This is a genomic window from Acinetobacter sp. YH12235 (assembly GCF_013417705.1).
Classification (GTDB): Bacteria; Pseudomonadota; Gammaproteobacteria; order Pseudomonadales; family Moraxellaceae; genus Acinetobacter.
Genome location: NZ_VPDL01000009.1, coordinates 66,296 through 83,852, shown reverse-complemented (window position 1 = coordinate 83,852; position 17,557 = coordinate 66,296). Strand labels below are relative to the sequence as shown.

Genomic DNA, 17,557 nt, shown 5'->3' with positions numbered 1-17,557 from the left:
CAAATTCGCTTGAGTTTTATTCAACATCTTGGCGTTTTTACAGAAAAATAAAGTTCCACTTTTATCTGCATGCGGTGAGCTGTTGCTGAGTATGAAAATCTTTTTATTGATTTCGTCTGTATCCCTAACATAACGAGATTTGACGAATACATTGCTGAGTCTTTGTAGTGGCTTGTTTAATAAAGGCACAGTTCTGTTATTTTTCTTAACCACACAGTTTTCTTGCCGAGTAACGATCACAAAGTTCGAAAAATTTAAAGCTGATAGTTTTTACTAAAAGATAAAATCATGAAATAAAGGCTTAATCATCTAAAAATGAAAACAAGTTTTTAAAAAACTGATCCAGACATTTGAGTTTTATAAGGCAAAATTAATTTCTTTATACAGTTACAATCCTGTCACCAGGCTATACAGAACGCCTATACTTATATCTTTGCCCGTCCTATAAACTATATAACTCAGAAGTACTTAAAATTATTTCCACATATAAATAGTGGCAAAAATCTATTTCATATAAAAGGTCATGCTGCCAAGATTTCCTATCTTTTCAGCCATGACTGGCAAACTTCTATTTTAAAAGATATCTCTCTACAAAATTGTTAAGGAGTAAAACATGGGCTCTTCAGAAAAAAATGCTAAAGCTATGAAAATTGATATTGGTATTTCTTACGAAGACCGTGCCAAAATCGTCGAAGGTCTATCTAAATTATTGGCAGACAGCTATACCCTCTATTTAATGACCCACAACTTTCACTGGAATGTCACCGGACCACAGTTCAATAGTCTGCACAGCATGTTTATGACCCAATATACCGAACAGTGGAATGCTCTTGATCTGATTGCAGAACGTATCCGGGCCTTAGGCTTTGCCGCACCCGGCACTTACCAGCAATTTGTTAAGCTGACTGCTATTAAAGAAGTAGAAGGTGTACCAGATGCCCAAGAAATGTTGCGTTTATTGGTAAATGCTCATGAAACGGTAGCTCGTACCGCACGCAATCTTTTTGAAGTTGTTGATGAAGTCAACGATCAACCGACTGCAGATTTAATCACGCAACGTCTTGATGTGCATGAAAAAACAGCCTGGATGTTAAGAAGTACTTTAGAGTAATTAACTTTTCTCATTGAGAAAATAACTGTAAAATCAGAAAATTAGCTTTTTCTAGAACAAATAAGTGCTCAAATTTAAGTCATATCCTTTTGAGCACTTATTTATCTCACCTTCCACCCTATAGTGAAGGCTTTGAAAAATAAATATTTACCTTTTAAGAAATTATTTTTTAATCAATAAATCTTTATTTATTATCTATTTAATTATATTAGCTTAGATAGGGAATTTGGCTTTTAAATAAAAATTTCTTATATTATAAAAATATAATTTTTACTAAATCAGCATTTAATCACTTTTTTTGATCTCAGTCTTTTTCCATATCTTTTAAATATATTGAACAAATGGACCAAACCATTTCTGCTTACAAAATAAGCAACAGATTAAGCTTCAAAAATGCTTACAAACTGAATATTATTCATCTAAAATAGAGAACCACATCACATAATATAATTATTGAAATATATTGTATACATTTTGTATTTCTGAAAGATTCAGGGGATTAAGTTATGAGTGTTCAAAAGCTGCTCATTTCACTCAAACTTAATTTACGTAAATTGATTTTAATCCTTTTACTTGTGAGTCTGGTGATTCTTTTTTCAATTACATTGATTGTGAGCAATGTAATTCACCGACAGCAACTGATTAATAATTCTCTTGCAACTAATTATGAGTATGCAGCTAAAGTTGCTTCTATTTCTGATTTATATTTTAAAAATATATTTAATGATTTAAGCCTCAGTGCCAATATTATTAAGAATGGCTTTCATAATGAGCAGTTATTAAAAACTGAATTAAACAGATTGATTCAACAATCTAATTCTTTTAGCAGTGTTTTGATCAGCGATGCAGATGGTCATGTCATCGAATATGCGCCTGAAATCTTGAAATTAGATAAAGTTGCGATTATCCGGTCTTTGGGCTTTAGCAAATCACTCGAATCAAAGAAGCCTTATATTTCCTCACCCTATTATTCATTAAAAGGTAATCTGGTCGTCCTGGTTAGTTTTCCCATCTTTGATCAGAATAATAAATACCAAGGCTTTATTGCAGGGTTTATCTATTTACATGAAGAATCCTTATTAAAGACACTTTTAAGCGAAAATTATGGTTATAAAAATAGCTACTTATATGTTTTTGATAAAGAACATAAAATTATTTATCATCCAGAAAGAGAGAGAATTGGAAAAACATTCCAACACAATACCGGTTTAGCTTATATGGAGTCTCATAGCTCAGGTAAAATAAAATTAAACAACGATATGGGAGTTAGCGAACTAGCAAGTTTTGCAAAAATTCCTACGACTAACTGGACCGTGGTGTTTCAGCAGCCTACAGAAGATTTATTCGCCCAAGCCCGTCTTCTTGCCTACAAAGTAATTGGCACAATTTTTGTTATCTATATTATTATCTTTTTAATCATCTGGCGTATTTCAAAATCTATTACCTCTCCATTAAATGATCTTGCCAAAATGGCAAGTCATTTGAATGATCCAGGTATCACTGAAAAGATTAATCATATTACGCCTTGGTATTTTGAAGTTTTTAAATTCAAGAGATCCCTATTATCTAGTGTAAACGTTTTTAATCAGGAGATTGAAGAACTTAAACAGGATACTTTAACCGATCCTTTAACCGGCTTTTATAATCGTCGTGGCTTTGAACTATTTTTAAATGATTTAATTAGCAATAAAACTTATTTTGCTGTGGTGGTTTTGGATATTGACTATTTCAAGAAAATTAATGATCGTCATGGGCATGATATGGGTGATGTGGTATTAACCAAAGTTGCCGGATTTATTCGGGAAAGTTTTCGTGAACAGGATATTTGCTGTCGCGTTGGTGGTGAAGAATTTATTATTCTTGCGCCAGTCAAAGAGATTTCACATGCAACTAAAATCGCTGAAAGATTAAGACATAAACTGGCATCGACTTATTTACTTGAAGTAGGAATAGTCACTGCTTCACTCGGTATTGCACACTGGCCTTTAACTTCGTCTGATATCAAAGAAGTTTTAAAACAAGCAGATACGAATTTATATCAAGCCAAACATTTAGGGAGAAATCGTGTGGTGACAGGTGAAAAAAGTGCTCAGTTATAATATTTTTATACAGTTATTAAGTAGATAATTTAAATATATTATTTTGTTATTGTGTTATGGGGTTTAGATCTTTTATTCAAAAAAACAGTATAATTTCTCTAATACTTCTAGGTTTATATAGAGGTTTATACTTAAGGATACAATATGACTTCTTTTTATAATGGAGGCACCAGCCAAGAGATTTTTAATCTGATTGGTCAAGCTGCTGCCTTAGAGGATATCATAGATGCGATTACCGCATGGTTAGGGGACAAAATCCCGGATGCACTGGTATCTGTCATGTTGTATTCGGAACAGGAACAAACGCTTAATTTAATAAAAGAACCAGCCTATTTTTCCAGAGAATATGTAGAAGCTTCAAAAGATCTAAAAATCGGCCCGAATGTTGGCGCTTGTGGTGCAGCTGCATATCATCGTCGTTTAGTGGTCTGTGAGGATTTACTCAATGATCCGAACTGGGTCGCATATAAAGATCTGGTTAAACAAAATGGTTTAAGAGCCTGCTGGTCGGTACCAATTGCCAACGGGAGTGGCAAACTTTTTGGCTCTTTTGGTACTTATTATCGTTCGATCAAGTCTCCTACTCCCAATGAAATTGACCTGCTGCAATATGCAGCTTCGCTGATCGCCTTAACCTTTGAGCTGTATGAAGAACGCAAAAAACGAAATCAGCTCAAAGATAAATATCAGTCATTTTTCTCTTTTCATCCCGATGCAATTTTTGAGCACAATCTGGATGGCAATATTGTAGATGCCAATCTGGCCACCAAATTTTTTAACGAAGTTGGTGTTAAATCGCATATCGGAACTAAAATTGATCATTTTATTGAACCTGAACATCGCCCTCTTGCCTTAGAAGCCTTTGAGCAGGCCAAGCATGGCTTGACTGGACATCTTGAAGTTCAGGCACATAACTCGGCAGGACAGAAATACTGGCTCGATTTAACTTTTTTGCCAATTAAAGTGAATGAGGAAATTGTCGGTATTTTTAGCGTGGCACGCGACATTACTGAACGTTATCAAAACAATGAAATGCTGCGCTTAATGAAACGTAGTGTCGATGCAAATCCGCATGGCATTATTTTAACCTCGGCAGAAAATGACCAGCCTATTGAATATGTTAATCCGGCCTTTGAGCAGATTACCGGTTATAGCCTGGAAGAACTCAAAGGAAAAAATTGCCGCATCTTGCAGGGACCTGATACTTCCGCGGAAAGCGTCCAGCAAATCAGCGAAGCCATTCAGAATAAATCTGAAATCAAGATTGTCCTGAAAAATTATCGTAAGGATGGACACTGGTTCTGGAACAAGCTAAACCTAGGTCCAGTCTTTGATGAAAATCATAAGTGCACTCATTTCATTGCCATTCAACAGGATGTGAGTCAGCATGTTGCCCAGCAAGAACTAATCGCTTATCAGGAATCACATGACCATTTAACCGGCTTTATCAACAATAAGCTGTTTGAAGAAGTGGTTCAGGAAAAACTGCATCTAGCGCAGAGTGGTTCTGCAAATCTAGTGCTTTTATATCTGGATCTGGATGATTTTGAACCTTTGAATCAAAGCCTCGGTCATGATATTGGCGATAAAATTTTAAAACTAGTGGGCAATCGTCTGAGCCAAAACCTGGAGCCGGAAGATGTAATTTCCAGATTTTCAGGAGATGAGTTTGCAATTTTATTAACTCAAATGAATGATCTCAAGCAAGTTGCTGTACGTGCCGAAGAAATCATCGCCGGATTATCTCAGCCTTTCCATGTGGATGGCTATGATATTCACCTGAGTGCAAGTATCGGTGTCGCTGATGCTGATCCCGACATCAAATGCGTTAAGCAGTTTATCAATGCAGCCAAGGATGCCATGCGTGATGCTAATGCCGAAGGGGGTAATACTTGGCACTGGTATAATTTCACGAAAGAGCCTTTACCGAAGGTAGATTATGTACAGCTTCGTCATGAACTGATGGTCGCTCTGCATGAACAGCAGTTTAAACTGTTTTATCAGCCGATTCTGGACAGTGAAACGGGCAAGGTCAAATGTCTGGAAGCTTTGATCCGCTGGCAACATCCAGAAAAAGGCTTTATTTCTCCTGCCGATTTCATTCCTTTTGCAGAAAGGACCGGGCAAATCGTCTCAATTGGCGAATGGGTACTTAGACAGGCTTGTGAGGAAGTTAAAGCCTGGAATATGCAGCATGAGACTCAAATTTCGGTTGCCGTCAATCTATCTCCTTTACAGTTTAAAAGAAGTGGATTCCTGAGTGATCTCCAGCAATTATTAGCGGAAATTGAATTCCCGCATGAGTTACTAAAACTCGAAGTGACTGAAAGCATGCTGATTGCCAGCGGTGATAAGTCCATTGAGATCTTAAAAAATGTCCGAGCTTTGGGCATTAAAGTTTCGGTAGATGACTTTGGCACTGGTTATTCGAGTTTAAGTTATTTACGTAGTCTTCCGATCGATGAAATCAAATTGGATCGTAGCTTTGTTCAGCATTTACCTGGCAATCCACGAGATGAGGCCATTATTGAAGCCATGATTACCCTAGCGCATAAGCTGGATCTGGAAGTCGTTGCGGAAGGAATTGAGAATCCTGAACAGGCTGAGTGTTTAAAATCACATCATTGTGATTATCTGCAAGGTTTTTACTATGCAAAACCTGCCCGACTCAATCAGCTGGAGTTAATCAGTTCCTGATTAATATGCCCTTTTTGAGCTGTACAGTTTCGGCTTCTAAGTAAGCTAATTCTTCTAAATGATGAGTCACATAAATCATCGGTAGATTTAGCTCGTCTTTGATCCGTTTTAGGAAGGGTAAAATCTGCTGTTTTAACTGCTGATCTAGGCCCGTTAAAGGTTCATCCAGCAATAAAAGATTCGGTGAAGACAGTAATGCTCGGCCAATAGAAACGCGCTGCGCTTCTCCACCTGATAGCTGATGGGCTTTGCGATAAATTAGAGGCTTTAATTCTAATAATTCCACGATGTCTTCAAACTGGAATTTTCGATCTGCTTTAGATATCAGTTTTTCTGCATAACATAGGTTCTGCTGCACATTCATATGTGGAAACAGCAAAGCATTCTGGAAAACTAATGCAATTTTGCGCTGATGCATTGGAATATTTATTTGCTTTTCTATATTGGTTAAATCCTGCTGATTAAACTGAATATATCCTTGATCAGGTTTCAATAACCCGACAATATTTTTGAGTAATGTGCTTTTCCCACTTCCAGATGCACCGACGATCCCCAATAGTTGCTGCGATATTTCCAGTTTAATATTCAACTCGAAATCGGCTTGTTGATATTGAAAATCACACTTCAACATTTCAGCCTCCTAATTTCCGTTGATAGTTTTGCAAAATAAAATAATTGGCAATTAAGGCAGTAAATGCCAAGAAAATAGACAATGTCACCAGACGCATCGCCATTTCTTCACCATTTGGTTGTTGCAGTAAGGAATAAATTGCGATGGGAATAGTGCGGGTTTCATCCGGAATATTGCCCACAAAAGTAATGGTGGCACCAAACTCACCCAGACTGCGGCTAAAACATAAGATGCTACCAATCAGCATACCGGGAATCGCCAGAGGTAAATTGATACTCCAAAACACTTTCCACGGTGCTGCGCCCAATGAACCTGCGATATGTTCGAGTTGCTGATTCATGAGCTGAAATGACAAACGGATCGGTTGCACCATCAGCGGAAATGCCACAATCATCGAGGCCAATACCGCCCCTTTCCAGTTAAATGCCAGTTGCAATCCGAGTGTATTGAGATATTGGCCAATCATGCCTTGATTACCAAACAGTATCAGAAGCAGATAACCCAAAACCACAGGTGGCAGCACCATCGGCAATTGCAAACATGCTTCGACCAGAAACTTAAGCCGAAATTCATATCTGGCCAAAACCCAAGCCAATGCTACTGCAAAAGGTAAACAGAATAAGGTCGCAAAGCTGGCCACCTTGGCAGACAGGTAGAGCGCACTGAGTTCTTCTGGACTTAACATCTTGCAGTTATTTCTCCAGCCATTGTCTAGGGGTTCAGCCTAAATCCATATTTTTGAAAGATGGCTTTAGCCTGCGCACTTTTTTGTATAAATTGTTCAAATTGCACTGCTTCTTTATTCTGCACACCTTGCCGTGTCAAAGCTAAAGGATAAACAATCGGACTATGTAAATTTGCTGGGAAAGTACCGATGATTTTTACTTTTCGGCTGATCAAGGCATCAGTTTTATAGACAATCCCCACTTCACATTCACCGCGTTCGACGAAAGCCAAAGCCGAGCGTATATCATCCGTTCCAACAATTCGTCCTTTCAAGCCATTTAACCAGTTCAGTTTGGTCAGACTTTGCTTGGCATATTTTCCGGCAGGCACTGATTCCATTTGCCCGGTACATACATAACCTTTAAAGGACTGGGCAAAATTAAAACTGGACTGGGGTTTAAAATGAATATTCAGATGTTTCGGGCTGATCGCCACTAACTGATTTAACAGGATGGGATGAACTGAACTGGAATTTATAAGTTTCTTGTGTACCAGATAATTCATCCAATCCTGATCAGCTGAAAAGTATAGATCACTACTAGCTCCTGCTTCGATCTGTTTGGCTAAAGCAGAAGATGCACCAAATACAGAAATAATCTTAGTTTGTGGATGTTGGGCTTGGTAAATCCTGGAAATTTCGGTCACAGCATTATTTAGACTCGCTGCGGCGTAAACCTTCACTGTTCCTGCATGGACTGAGGAAAACATCATGGCAATGCACATGGATAAAAACAGAGATTTTTTCATGTGCATCTACCCTTATCAGTGAATAAATAAGCCTTGAACAAGATCCCCTTCTTTCAGGCTTTTTCCTGCCGGAATGCGAACCAGACAATTAGCCTGCATAAGATTGCTCAGCATATGTGATTGCTGCTTAGACAGACTTTTAACTCGTAAAACCGACTGCTCAAAGCTGGCAGACATTCTTAAAAAGCGCTCTCTGGTATCCATTTTCAGATCATGGGTGAGTACAGCATTAAACCAGTTCGGCTGAGATTTGTGTCCTTGTAAGGCATTTAATAAAGTTGCGGTGTAGATCTGCATGCCGACATACACTGCTGCGGGATTTCCCGGCAAACCCAGCAGATAACAATGTGAACTATCATTTCGCTGTAGCTGGGCAAAGAACATCGGCTTGCCCGGCTTCTGTTTTACTTTCCAGAATATCTGTTCAAAGCCTAAATCTAGTGCTACAGGCCGAATGAAATCATAATCTCCGACAGATACACCGCCTGTGGTTAAAATCAGGTCATAGCTTGCTGATAATTCTTGAATGAGATTCCGTACTGCCGCCTCAGTATCTGCAACATGAAAAATTTCAACCTGCTGCCCGGCTTGCTGAAACCAGGCTTCAATCAAGGGACCGTTGGCATCAAAGATTTTACCCGCTACAAAGTCTTCTATACTTTCAGCAACTTCATCACCTGTAATGACCACAGCCACTTTAGAATATTGAAAAACCTCAACAGTATTGATTCCCGCCATGCTTAAAGAGGCAATTGCACCGACTGACAGCTGTTGACCTTTATTGGCCAATAATTGCTCGACTGAAATTTCTTCGCCCACATCGCGAATATCGGCATGAGCGCTGAGCTGTTCCATAATTTTGATTTTGGATGAATCAATCACTTGAACAATTTCCTGACGTGCGACCGTAGTAGTCCCAAGCGGAATTTTAGCACCGGTAAAAATCCTGACTGCCTGACCATCCTGAAGTTGCAGCTCATCCTGTTGCCCTGCCCGAATTTCACCGATAAGCTGAAACTCACTTTCTGGCTCAATTGCAGCTTGGGTACACAGTGCATAACCATCTACGGCACTTTGCGAAAATAACGGTAAATTAATCCCAGAATAAATATCTTCTGCCAGATAACGATTCAGGGCCTGATTCAACTTCAGTCGTTCAGTTGCTAACACTTGAGTATGCTGCAAAATCAATTCTAAAGCCTGATCTACTGTAATCAGACCATGGTCTGCTCCGCATCCAGACATTATTGATAACCGCCTTGATGTGGAATATTTTTTTGCACATCAAATAAATGTACCAACGCTGGTAGTACGGCAATTAAAGATTCTTTGGCACCTTGTCGGCTGCCCGGTAAAGTCATTACCAAACTGTTATCAATATAGCCAGCAACGCCACGACTTAAAGCCGCATACGGCGTTCGTTTCTGGCCGAAACTGCGTGAAGCTTCCATGAGTCCATGAATTTCCCGTTTCAGTAAAGGCTGTAAAGTTTCAACTGTTAGATCTTTAGGACCTAAGCCTGTTCCACCTACAGTCAGGATCAATGGATAGTCATTTTTCTGTTGATGAACCAATGCCAATAACTGTTCAGGATCATCTGGAATTACCTGATAGGCAATATTTTCAAAATTGGCTTCTTGTAATATTTCCAGGACATTTTGCCCTGCTGTATCCGGTTTTTTACCGGCAGCGACTGTATCTGAAAGCACAATGATGGATGCTGGCAAGGCTTCTTTTAAGACACGGGTAAAATGCGATTTACCGCCTTTTTTCTTTTGCAATTTACATTGATCCAGACATAGATCTTCCGGTTCACAATGTGGTTTGAGCATGTCATAGAGGGTTAATCCAGCCAGACTAACGGCAGTCAAGGCTTCCATTTCCACACCGGTTGGACCAATAGTCTCTACTGTGGCAATAATTTTGACATGCGCATCAAACAGTTCATATTCCACATCTGCACGATAAATTGGTAAAGGATGACACAGCGGAATCAGTTCATCGGTTCGTTTAGCCCCTAAAATCCCGGCGATGCGAGCTGTCTTTAGTGCATCACCCTTTTCCGTATTGCCATTTCGTAATAACTCAATGCAATGTGGCGGTGCATGCAGAATCCCTGTAGCTACTGCAGTCCGATAACTTTCTGCTTTCATCCCGACATTTTTCATTGCATGTTCCTATAGTTTATTTCTTCTTTAAACGTATGTCTGTTCTGACTTATATCGGCCATTGATAGATGAATGGTGTATTCTCTTTGGCATGATGACAATGTTGATGCGTCTCATCTGAATGTTCTGAATGACGATGCGTATGAGTAATTTCTACATCTTTACGGATACAACACCCCTCAACATATTGACTGCTGCCATCCATATAAAACTCTTCTTTCCAGACTGGCACCTCATGTTTGACCCGCTCTACTGCTTCCTCACAAGCAGCAAAAGCTTCACGTCGATGTGCAGCATAAGCAATTGCAATAATGGCTTTTTCACCAATATCTAGTGCCCCAATTCGATGAATCACCCGCACATAGGACACGCCGTATTTGGCCTGGATTTCTTGTTCAATCTGGCGAATCATTTTTTCTGCAACAGGTGTATAGGCCGTATATTTCAGTGCCTTGACTGCTTTACCTTCATGGTGATTACGTACCGTTCCGATAAATACGCCGACTCCACCACATTCAGGAAAAGACTGGATCGGATCAAAACTTTCCAGATCTAAAGCAGTATCTTGGATCCGGGAAATCTGTTTGAATTTGCTCATTTCAGCCTCCTGCGACAGGTGACAACAGCACCAAAGTACTGTCAGCATGAAGAGGTGTCTGACGTGAAATGATATCTTCACCGATGGCACAGGCACAGCGTTCAATCATGCCAAATGCATCAGGATAATCTTGTCCCACCTGATTCAAAACTTCAGATACGGTACTTTGAGATTTGCAGATAATTTCGAGATCTTGCGGTAACTGTCGCTCTACCGCACCGAAGGCTTCAATTCTGATTCTGATCTGTGACATCTTAGCCTCCTATCATGTGCATACTAATTTTGCGGCTGTTTTGATTCATACTTTGATTTTTTAAACGCTGCTCTATGGCATGAAAGCCCTGTTCTTTGTTCCAGATATATCGGGATAAAGCACCATACAAATTCAACTCACTTAGAGCTACAGATGCATTTAGTGATTTGATTTCCTTTCTAAGATTCAAACCTTGAGGTGCAAACAGGCAGTTATAAAATTCACCTTGTGCAGTCAATCGCAAGCGGTCGCAGCTGCCACAAAATGAATTGGTAATGGTTGAAATAATTCCAATTGGATGGCCATCAATCAGATACTGGCGTGCGGGTTCCGAAGCTGATTGGGCAGAATTATTAGTTTTTTGAGTGAGCGTAAATTCAGTCGCCAAAGTTTCTAAAATGTATTGTTCACTGACTACATGCTCAGTAGACCAATTGTGATCACCATCAAGTGGCATAAATTCGATAAAGCGCAGGACAATGTTTTGCTGAACTGACCAGCGCGCCAATGGCAGGATCTGATCATCATTGATACCCTGCATCAATACGGTATTGATCTTAATCGCTAATCCAGCGACTTGTGCTGCCTGAATTCCTTCCAGCACAGGTGCCAAATCTTTTTGAGTCAGCTGTTTAAACTGATCAGCATCCAGACTGTCCAAACTAATATTCAGGTCATCCAGTCCCGCCTGCTTTAAGGCCTGTGCATATTGTTTTAAGTAATGCGCATTCGTAGTCATGGAAATGCGTTGTAGTCCCAGCTTTTTCAGCGCTTGCAGTTGTTCAACAAAATGCACTACGCCCTGACGCATTAACGGCTCACCACCAGTAATGCGGATATACTGGATGCCATGACGCACCATAAAATCGCAAAATTGATACAGCTCTTCAAAACTGAGCAGATCGTGTTTTTTCATCCATTCAGGATGTTCAGGCATACAATAAACACATTTGAAATTGCAGCGATCGGTCACTGAAATCCTTAGCTTGCGCTTGCCACGACCGAATTGATCGACAAACAAGGCATCATTTTTAAGCTGTGTCATCATATTCATGTTGAACATCCATCTTCAGGCATTGGGCGGGTTGTTGCACATATGTAGTGCGCGAAACTCAAAACGCCCAATCTTGTAATAATAAGATCTGCAATAAGTGTTCCAACTTTGTGCCAAAAGTAAAATATTCAGTTTTTAGTGCAGAAATTTGAGCTGTTGATACTGTTGCAGTTCATCCAGCGAGTTAATACTGTGAAAAAATAGCGCACGATTTTTAAAACGTGCCACTTGTGCGTGCAAATCAGCAAAACAGTGTTTGAGGCTGCGCTGTTCCTGTTCAAGATGTAAGTTCAGGGTTGCCAGACTGCTGCGTTTGACCAGACAAAATGGATAAAGTGGCTTGCCGTTAATTTCCACATAAGCCACTTGAGCCAGACTGTTTTTGGCTAGAGCCTGATGCAACTTGAGCAATACTTTGGAAGGAATATAAGTTACGTCACAAGGGACAAACAGCACGCAATCCGACTGCACATGCGACCAGGCACTTTTGATGCCCATTAACGGCCCCTGAAAGCCTGGCTCATCATCTTGATAATAATGAACACTGGGAATGAGTTTCTGGTAAATGGAATAGTCGCGATGGCTGTTAATCCAGACCTGTGCAACATTCGATTTCAGCTGTTGGTGAATCTTGATCAGCTGAATCTGGTCATCGAATTTCTGCAACAGTTTGTTGATGCCATTCATGCGTCTTGCCTGTCCACCCGCCAGGATCACCAGATCAGTACGCGGATAAGCTGTTTTATTATTTTCTCTCTCGGCTCCTTTTTTCATTCTACCGTCTCCAATTGACATGTTTTAATCAGGCCACGGATTTCAGGTAAACACGAACCACAATTCCCTCCGGCTTTTAAACATGCGGTCACCTGTTTTTCATCCGTAATATTTTTAGTTTTAATGGTTTCAATAATGCGGTTTTTACCGACTTTAAAACAGCTACAGACCAGTGGACCTTCATTATTTGCCATCGACATCGGCTGTCCGGCAAGTAGAGCCTTACGGTGCATAGCACTTAAACGTTCACGTTTAAACAGACTTGCCACCCAGTCGCGGTCCGGCAATAAGGCCTTCGGTGCAATATATAGGCTGGCAATCACATGACCACCCTGAAGTATCACGCTATGACTGATGTGGGCGGTCTGATCTTCAAGATTCAGCCATTCAAAACTTTCATCCTGAAATGGCAATAATTCTTTTAAATGCTCAGTGGTATAGCTAAATTTCTTCCGGTCTGCCAGTTCATAACGTATTGCCTTGCTGGTAGTGATTTTAGTCCACCACACGGTAGCTTCAATCGACGGCTGTACGATTTTTTCAAAGCCTTGACGCACATAAAATACGCCTTGCCACTGACTATAAAATGGATGGATGATGACCGGAGTATGCTTGAACTCAGGTTCACCCGAAATGGCATCCACTACCGGATTTACTACCTTGCCGATCCGGGCATCGGATGCGACCTGATCATTCCAGTGAATCGGGGCAAAGACCTGTCCACGGCGGATATTGTCACTGACAGTCGCACGCAAGACACAATTGCCCCATTGCGATTTGACTTCTACCAGCTCGCTATCTTTAATGCCGTATTTTAAGGCATCATGTGGATGAATTTCACAATACGGCTCAGCACGATGGGTACTTAAATTGGCAGAGAGACCAGTACGGCTCATGGTATGCCACTGATCGCGGATCCGGCCGGTATTCAAAATTAAAGGATATTCACTGGAAATCTGATTCACCGGATCAATTGCCGTGGTAGCAATAAACTTGGCTTTGCCATCTGCATGGCTATACTGGCCTTCGCTATAGAGTCGAGCTACTGAATCTTCTGCCTGATCTTTTCTCCATACTGGCCACTGTACCGGTTTCAGTTCATCATATTCAGCTAGGCTTAAATCGGTTAGGCCTTTTAAATTAAAATAGCGGAAATATGGCGTTTCAGATCGCTGACTTAAATCAGAGTTTTGCTCAGCAGATAATTGGGCATGCTCCAGAAAAATGTCATGGCTATTATTAAAATCAAAACCTGTGAAACCCATCTTCTGAGCCACTTGACTGATCGCCCACCAGTCAGCTTTGGCTTGCATCGGTGCATCTAAAAAAGCACGCTGTCTGGAAATACGACGTTCTGAATTGGTCACGGTGCCATCTTTTTCCCCCCAACCTAAAGCAGGTAACAAGACATCAGCATATTGTGTGGTATCCGTATCCTGACAGATATCAGACACTACCACGAATTCACATTTGTCCAGGGCGCGTTTGACCTGATCTGCATCTGGCAAGCTGACCACCGGATTGGTGGCCATAATCCAGATCGCCTTGATCTTGCCGCTTTCAACGGCCTGGAATAAATCGACTGCTTTCAGTCCTGCTTGTTTAGCAATATACGGGCTTTGCCAGAAATTTTGTACCAGCTGCTGATGTCCCGGATTTTCTAAATCCAGATGTGCAGCCAGCATATTGGCTAGACCACCGACTTCACGCCCGCCCATCGCATTTGGCTGACCGGTCATGGAAAATGGCGCTGCACCGAGTTTGCCGATTTTACCGGTGAGCAAATGACAGTTAATAATACTGTTGGCTTTATTCACCCCTTGCGAAGACTGATTGACCCCCATTGAAAACAGGGTCATAACTTTTTCAGTTTTGGCGAATTTCTGATAAAAAGTTTGCAGTTTCTCGACTGCAATACCGGTACGTTGAGCAACTTCTTGAATCGGAGACTCAGCTTCACTTTGTACTAAGGCTTGCTCCAAGCCTTGTGTATGTTGAGCAATAAATTCTTGGTCTGCGTGACCATTTTTCCAGAGGTACTGCAATAAGCCATTAAACAGCGCCACATCCTGACCTGGCAGAATTGGTAGGTGTAGATCTGCTGCTTCACAGGTACTGGTAAAACGCGGATCTACTACAACCACAAACAGGTCGCGCTGTTCCTTGGCTTTCATGATGCGTTGGTACAATACTGGATGGCACCAAGCGGTATTGGAACCGACCAGTACCACCATATCGGTATGTTCGAAATCTTCGTAGCTGGCTGGAACCAGATCTTCGCCAAAAGCTCGTTTATGTGCTGCAACAGCCGAAGACATGCATAAACGTGAATTGGTATCGATGTTTGCAGTACCGAGATAGCCTTTGACGAATTTGTTTACCACATAATAATCTTCGGTCAGCAGCTGACCTGAGACATAAAACGCGATACTGTCTCGGCCATATTGATCAATGCATTGCTGGAATTTATTGGCAATGGTCGAAACTGCAGTATCCCAACTGGTAACTTCACGCTGATCTTTACGACCCAACATTGGCTGCAGTAAGCGGGTTTCCAGACCTAAAGTATCTGCGAGATTACTGCCTTTGATGCATAACTTGCCGAAATTGGAAGGATGATTGGCATCGCCTTCAACAGTCACTTTCGGACCTGATGTGGTCGGCGTTACATGTGCAGTCACACCACAACCCACGCCGCAATATGGGCACGTGGTCTGTGTGGTTTTAGTTTTTAATTCTGTGGAGCTTTCAATTTCCACAACGGGAATACTGTTCATGGATGCTCCTTAGGAGTTGAAACACAATTTAATTCTTTTCAAAAAAGGTTCATTACAACGGTGTCTTTTCAATGCAACTCATTTATTTGGATCAACCTTCGGTTCGACCTACTTTTCTTTCGGGAAAAGTAGGCAAAACCTGAGCCACACTGTGGCGTAAGATCCGCAAAACTCGCCCTCATCCGGCATGTATCAAAAAGGTCGCAGAAACATTCATTTTCATATTTTGTCTTGGCTCAAACAGTTGCGGATGACGTTTCCGCGGATCTTGGTTTCACCATGACAAATTGATTTTTTACCCTGCTTTCTTTAATGCAAAATCCCGACCAAAAAGCAGCTTGTTACGAATCGTTGCAATTGGGGTTTGATCTGCAATCAGTTCGGCATACCAGGCACCGTCTTCCGTATCACCAAACAGCACCGCACCAATGACTTTATCCTTTTGAATAATAATGCGTTTATAGATCTGACGTTTCTCGTCATTCAGTACGATATCTTCAAAATCATCTTTTGGTTCGAAGTCACCTGCAGAGAACACATCACAACCACTCACTTTCAGCTGAGTCGGAACCGTTGGCGATTTAAAGGTCAGGCTGCCATGCTCGGCCAGATGTGATGCACAAATGAACGCCTGGCCCCAAAGTGGTTCAACCAGACCAAAGGTTTGACCACGGTGCTCGATACATTCACCCATCGCATAAATACTTGGGTCAAAAGTCTGCATGGTGTCATTCACTAGCACACCATGGTTGCAACGCAGACCGGCACTTTGCGCCAATGCGATATTTGGACGAATACCAACTGCGAAGACCACCAAATCAGCAGCCAGCACGGTGCCATCTTTTAGTTTCACTTGGGTCACATGACCTTCTTCACCAATTAAGCATTCGGTATTGGCTTCAGTCAGGATGGTGATACCTTTCTGCTCAATCGCTGTTTTCAGCATCTGACTGGCTTTGCTGTCCAGCTGACGATCCATGATACGATCCATCAGATGCAATACTGTGACATTCATGCCTTGCTGTTTCAGACCGTAAGCTGCTTCCAGACCCAGTAGACCACCACCAATCACCACCGCATTTTTCTTGGTTTTGCAGTAGTCCAGCATGGTATTTACATCATAGATGTCGCGGAAGCTGAGTACACCTTTTAAGTCGCTACCTGGAATTGGCGGAACGAATGGTTTGGAACCCGTCGCCAGAATTAAACGGTCATAACTGATCACTTCGCCTTTTTCGGTATAAACCTGCTTACGCAGACGATCGATACGAACCGCTGGATCACCTGCAACCAGACGGATACCTTTGTCGGCATACCATGCATGCGGATGTAGCATGATGTCATCAATGGTTTTCTCGCCAGAAAGCACTGGCGACAGCATGATGCGGTTGTAGTTACCCCACGGCTCTTCACCAATCACAGTAATTTCATAACGGTCTGGTGCCATATCCAGCAGGTCTTCCAGACAACGCATGCCTGCCAGACCATTACCGACCAGTACCAGTTTCATTTTTTCCGGTGAAACACCGTTGTTGGTGATATAGGTTTTTTGTGGCACGGGGCTAATGAACACCTTGCCATTTTCAATTTTGTTTGGAAAAACCAGCAGTTTTTGATCTTTATCTTCCAGGCAGCGGCCAGTCGCCAAACTAAAATGCTGCTTGTAAATTGGTGAAGCGACTACACGTTCACCTTGCAGATCACCAATGATGCCGCGTGACATCACAAACGCTTTACTAAATGGATCCTGGTTACTGAGTGCATAAACACGTTTTTCTGAACCTACACGAAAGATCGCAATTTGCTGATCTTCCACCAAAGCTGCAACGCCAGTATTAGGCGTGATGTCATCCAGTGCACACACTTCAACCCAATTCAGTTCATTCATATCTTTAAACATTGTCATATTCTTGCTCCTTTAT

Annotated in this window: 14 protein-coding genes; 3 read left to right on the top strand and 11 right to left on the bottom strand. The window is 41.3% G+C overall.

Annotated features, from left to right (window positions below):
- Nucleotides 1–613: 613 nt before the first annotated feature.
- From FTV13_RS06660 to FTV13_RS06650, 3 genes are all read left to right on the top strand, one after another.
- On the top strand, nucleotides 614–1,111 hold the full coding sequence (locus tag FTV13_RS06660) for a Dps family protein (protein WP_004783133.1): 498 nt from the start codon (nucleotides 614–616) through the stop codon (nucleotides 1,109–1,111).
- 506 nt (nucleotides 1,112–1,617) lie between these two features.
- The gene (locus FTV13_RS06655; protein WP_179993162.1) at nucleotides 1,618–3,210 is read left to right on the top strand and encodes a sensor domain-containing diguanylate cyclase; all 1,593 of its coding nucleotides are present in this window, start codon (nucleotides 1,618–1,620) and stop codon (nucleotides 3,208–3,210) included.
- Nucleotides 3,211–3,354: 144 nt separating this feature from the next.
- On the top strand, nucleotides 3,355–5,907 hold the full coding sequence (locus FTV13_RS06650) for an EAL domain-containing protein (RefSeq protein ID WP_180011443.1): 2,553 nt from the start codon (nucleotides 3,355–3,357) through the stop codon (nucleotides 5,905–5,907).
- On the opposite strand, the gene FTV13_RS06645 is transcribed toward FTV13_RS06650, so the two are convergent.
- From FTV13_RS06645 to nirD, 11 genes are all read right to left on the bottom strand, one after another.
- Nucleotides 5,897–6,538 carry an ATP-binding cassette domain-containing protein gene (locus FTV13_RS06645; protein ID WP_180011441.1) on the bottom strand — a complete coding sequence of 214 codons (642 nt, stop codon included), beginning with the start codon at nucleotides 6,536–6,538 and terminating at the stop codon, nucleotides 5,897–5,899. The two genes, FTV13_RS06650 and FTV13_RS06645, sit on opposite strands and share 11 nt — an antisense overlap.
- Before the next feature lies 1 nt (nucleotide 6,539).
- A complete protein-coding gene (modB, locus tag FTV13_RS06640; RefSeq protein ID WP_180002452.1) occupies nucleotides 6,540–7,223 on the bottom strand; it encodes a molybdate ABC transporter permease subunit in 684 nt (227 codons plus the stop codon).
- Between the two features lie 26 nt (nucleotides 7,224–7,249).
- Nucleotides 7,250–8,011: a molybdate ABC transporter substrate-binding protein gene (gene modA, locus FTV13_RS06635; protein ID WP_180011439.1), complete on the bottom strand. Its 762-nt coding sequence runs from the start codon at nucleotides 8,009–8,011 to the stop codon at nucleotides 7,250–7,252.
- 15 nt (nucleotides 8,012–8,026) lie between these two features.
- Nucleotides 8,027–9,256, bottom strand: coding sequence for a molybdopterin molybdotransferase MoeA (locus FTV13_RS06630; RefSeq protein WP_180011437.1), 1,230 nt, complete (start codon nucleotides 9,254–9,256; stop codon nucleotides 8,027–8,029).
- On the bottom strand, nucleotides 9,256–10,179 hold the full coding sequence (moaCB, locus tag FTV13_RS06625) for a bifunctional molybdenum cofactor biosynthesis protein MoaC/MoaB (RefSeq protein WP_180011435.1): 924 nt from the start codon (nucleotides 10,177–10,179) through the stop codon (nucleotides 9,256–9,258). Before moaCB ends, FTV13_RS06630 begins: the two co-directional genes overlap by 1 nt.
- 49 nt (nucleotides 10,180–10,228) lie before the next feature.
- Nucleotides 10,229–10,777, bottom strand: coding sequence for a molybdenum cofactor biosynthesis protein MoaE (locus FTV13_RS06620; protein ID WP_125279282.1), 549 nt, complete (start codon nucleotides 10,775–10,777; stop codon nucleotides 10,229–10,231).
- A 1-nt stretch (nucleotide 10,778) separates the two neighbouring features.
- Nucleotides 10,779–11,030, bottom strand: coding sequence for a MoaD/ThiS family protein (locus tag FTV13_RS06615; RefSeq protein WP_034170381.1), 252 nt, complete (start codon nucleotides 11,028–11,030; stop codon nucleotides 10,779–10,781).
- A 1-nt stretch (nucleotide 11,031) separates the two neighbouring features.
- Nucleotides 11,032–12,084: a GTP 3',8-cyclase MoaA gene (gene moaA, locus FTV13_RS06610; RefSeq protein WP_180011433.1), complete on the bottom strand. Its 1,053-nt coding sequence runs from the start codon at nucleotides 12,082–12,084 to the stop codon at nucleotides 11,032–11,034.
- A 135-nt stretch (nucleotides 12,085–12,219) separates the two neighbouring features.
- On the bottom strand, nucleotides 12,220–12,858 hold the full coding sequence (locus FTV13_RS06605) for a molybdenum cofactor guanylyltransferase (protein ID WP_180011431.1): 639 nt from the start codon (nucleotides 12,856–12,858) through the stop codon (nucleotides 12,220–12,222).
- Nucleotides 12,855–15,635 carry a nitrate reductase gene (locus FTV13_RS06600; protein WP_180011428.1) on the bottom strand — a complete coding sequence of 927 codons (2,781 nt, stop codon included), beginning with the start codon at nucleotides 15,633–15,635 and terminating at the stop codon, nucleotides 12,855–12,857. The genes FTV13_RS06605 and FTV13_RS06600 overlap by 4 nt, the downstream gene beginning before the upstream one ends.
- Before the next feature lie 295 nt (nucleotides 15,636–15,930).
- On the bottom strand, nucleotides 15,931–17,541 hold the full coding sequence (gene nirD, locus FTV13_RS06595) for a nitrite reductase small subunit NirD (protein WP_180011426.1): 1,611 nt from the start codon (nucleotides 17,539–17,541) through the stop codon (nucleotides 15,931–15,933).
- Nucleotides 17,542–17,557 lie beyond the last annotated feature (16 nt).

Coding starts and splice junctions, on each gene's coding strand:
- modB (WP_180002452.1), bottom strand. CDS start 7,223: ATGTTAAGTCCAGAAGAACTCAGTGCGCTCTACCTGTCTGCCAAGGTG.
- FTV13_RS06645 (WP_180011441.1), bottom strand. CDS start 6,538: ATGTTGAAGTGTGATTTTCAATATCAACAAGCCGATTTCGAGTTGAAT.
- FTV13_RS06660 (WP_004783133.1), top strand. CDS start 614: ATGGGCTCTTCAGAAAAAAATGCTAAAGCTATGAAAATTGATATTGGT.
- FTV13_RS06655 (WP_179993162.1), top strand. CDS start 1,618: ATGAGTGTTCAAAAGCTGCTCATTTCACTCAAACTTAATTTACGTAAA.
- moaCB (WP_180011435.1), bottom strand. CDS start 10,179: ATGAAAAATGTCGGGATGAAAGCAGAAAGTTATCGGACTGCAGTAGCT.
- FTV13_RS06630 (WP_180011437.1), bottom strand. CDS start 9,256: ATGTCTGGATGCGGAGCAGACCATGGTCTGATTACAGTAGATCAGGCT.
- FTV13_RS06650 (WP_180011443.1), top strand. CDS start 3,355: ATGACTTCTTTTTATAATGGAGGCACCAGCCAAGAGATTTTTAATCTG.
- FTV13_RS06615 (WP_034170381.1), bottom strand. CDS start 11,030: ATGTCACAGATCAGAATCAGAATTGAAGCCTTCGGTGCGGTAGAGCGA.
- modA (WP_180011439.1), bottom strand. CDS start 8,011: ATGAAAAAATCTCTGTTTTTATCCATGTGCATTGCCATGATGTTTTCC.
- FTV13_RS06600 (WP_180011428.1), bottom strand. CDS start 15,635: ATGAACAGTATTCCCGTTGTGGAAATTGAAAGCTCCACAGAATTAAAA.
- nirD (WP_180011426.1), bottom strand. CDS start 17,541: ATGACAATGTTTAAAGATATGAATGAACTGAATTGGGTTGAAGTGTGT.
- FTV13_RS06620 (WP_125279282.1), bottom strand. CDS start 10,777: ATGAGCAAATTCAAACAGATTTCCCGGATCCAAGATACTGCTTTAGAT.
- moaA (WP_180011433.1), bottom strand. CDS start 12,084: ATGAATATGATGACACAGCTTAAAAATGATGCCTTGTTTGTCGATCAA.
- FTV13_RS06605 (WP_180011431.1), bottom strand. CDS start 12,858: ATGAAAAAAGGAGCCGAGAGAGAAAATAATAAAACAGCTTATCCGCGT.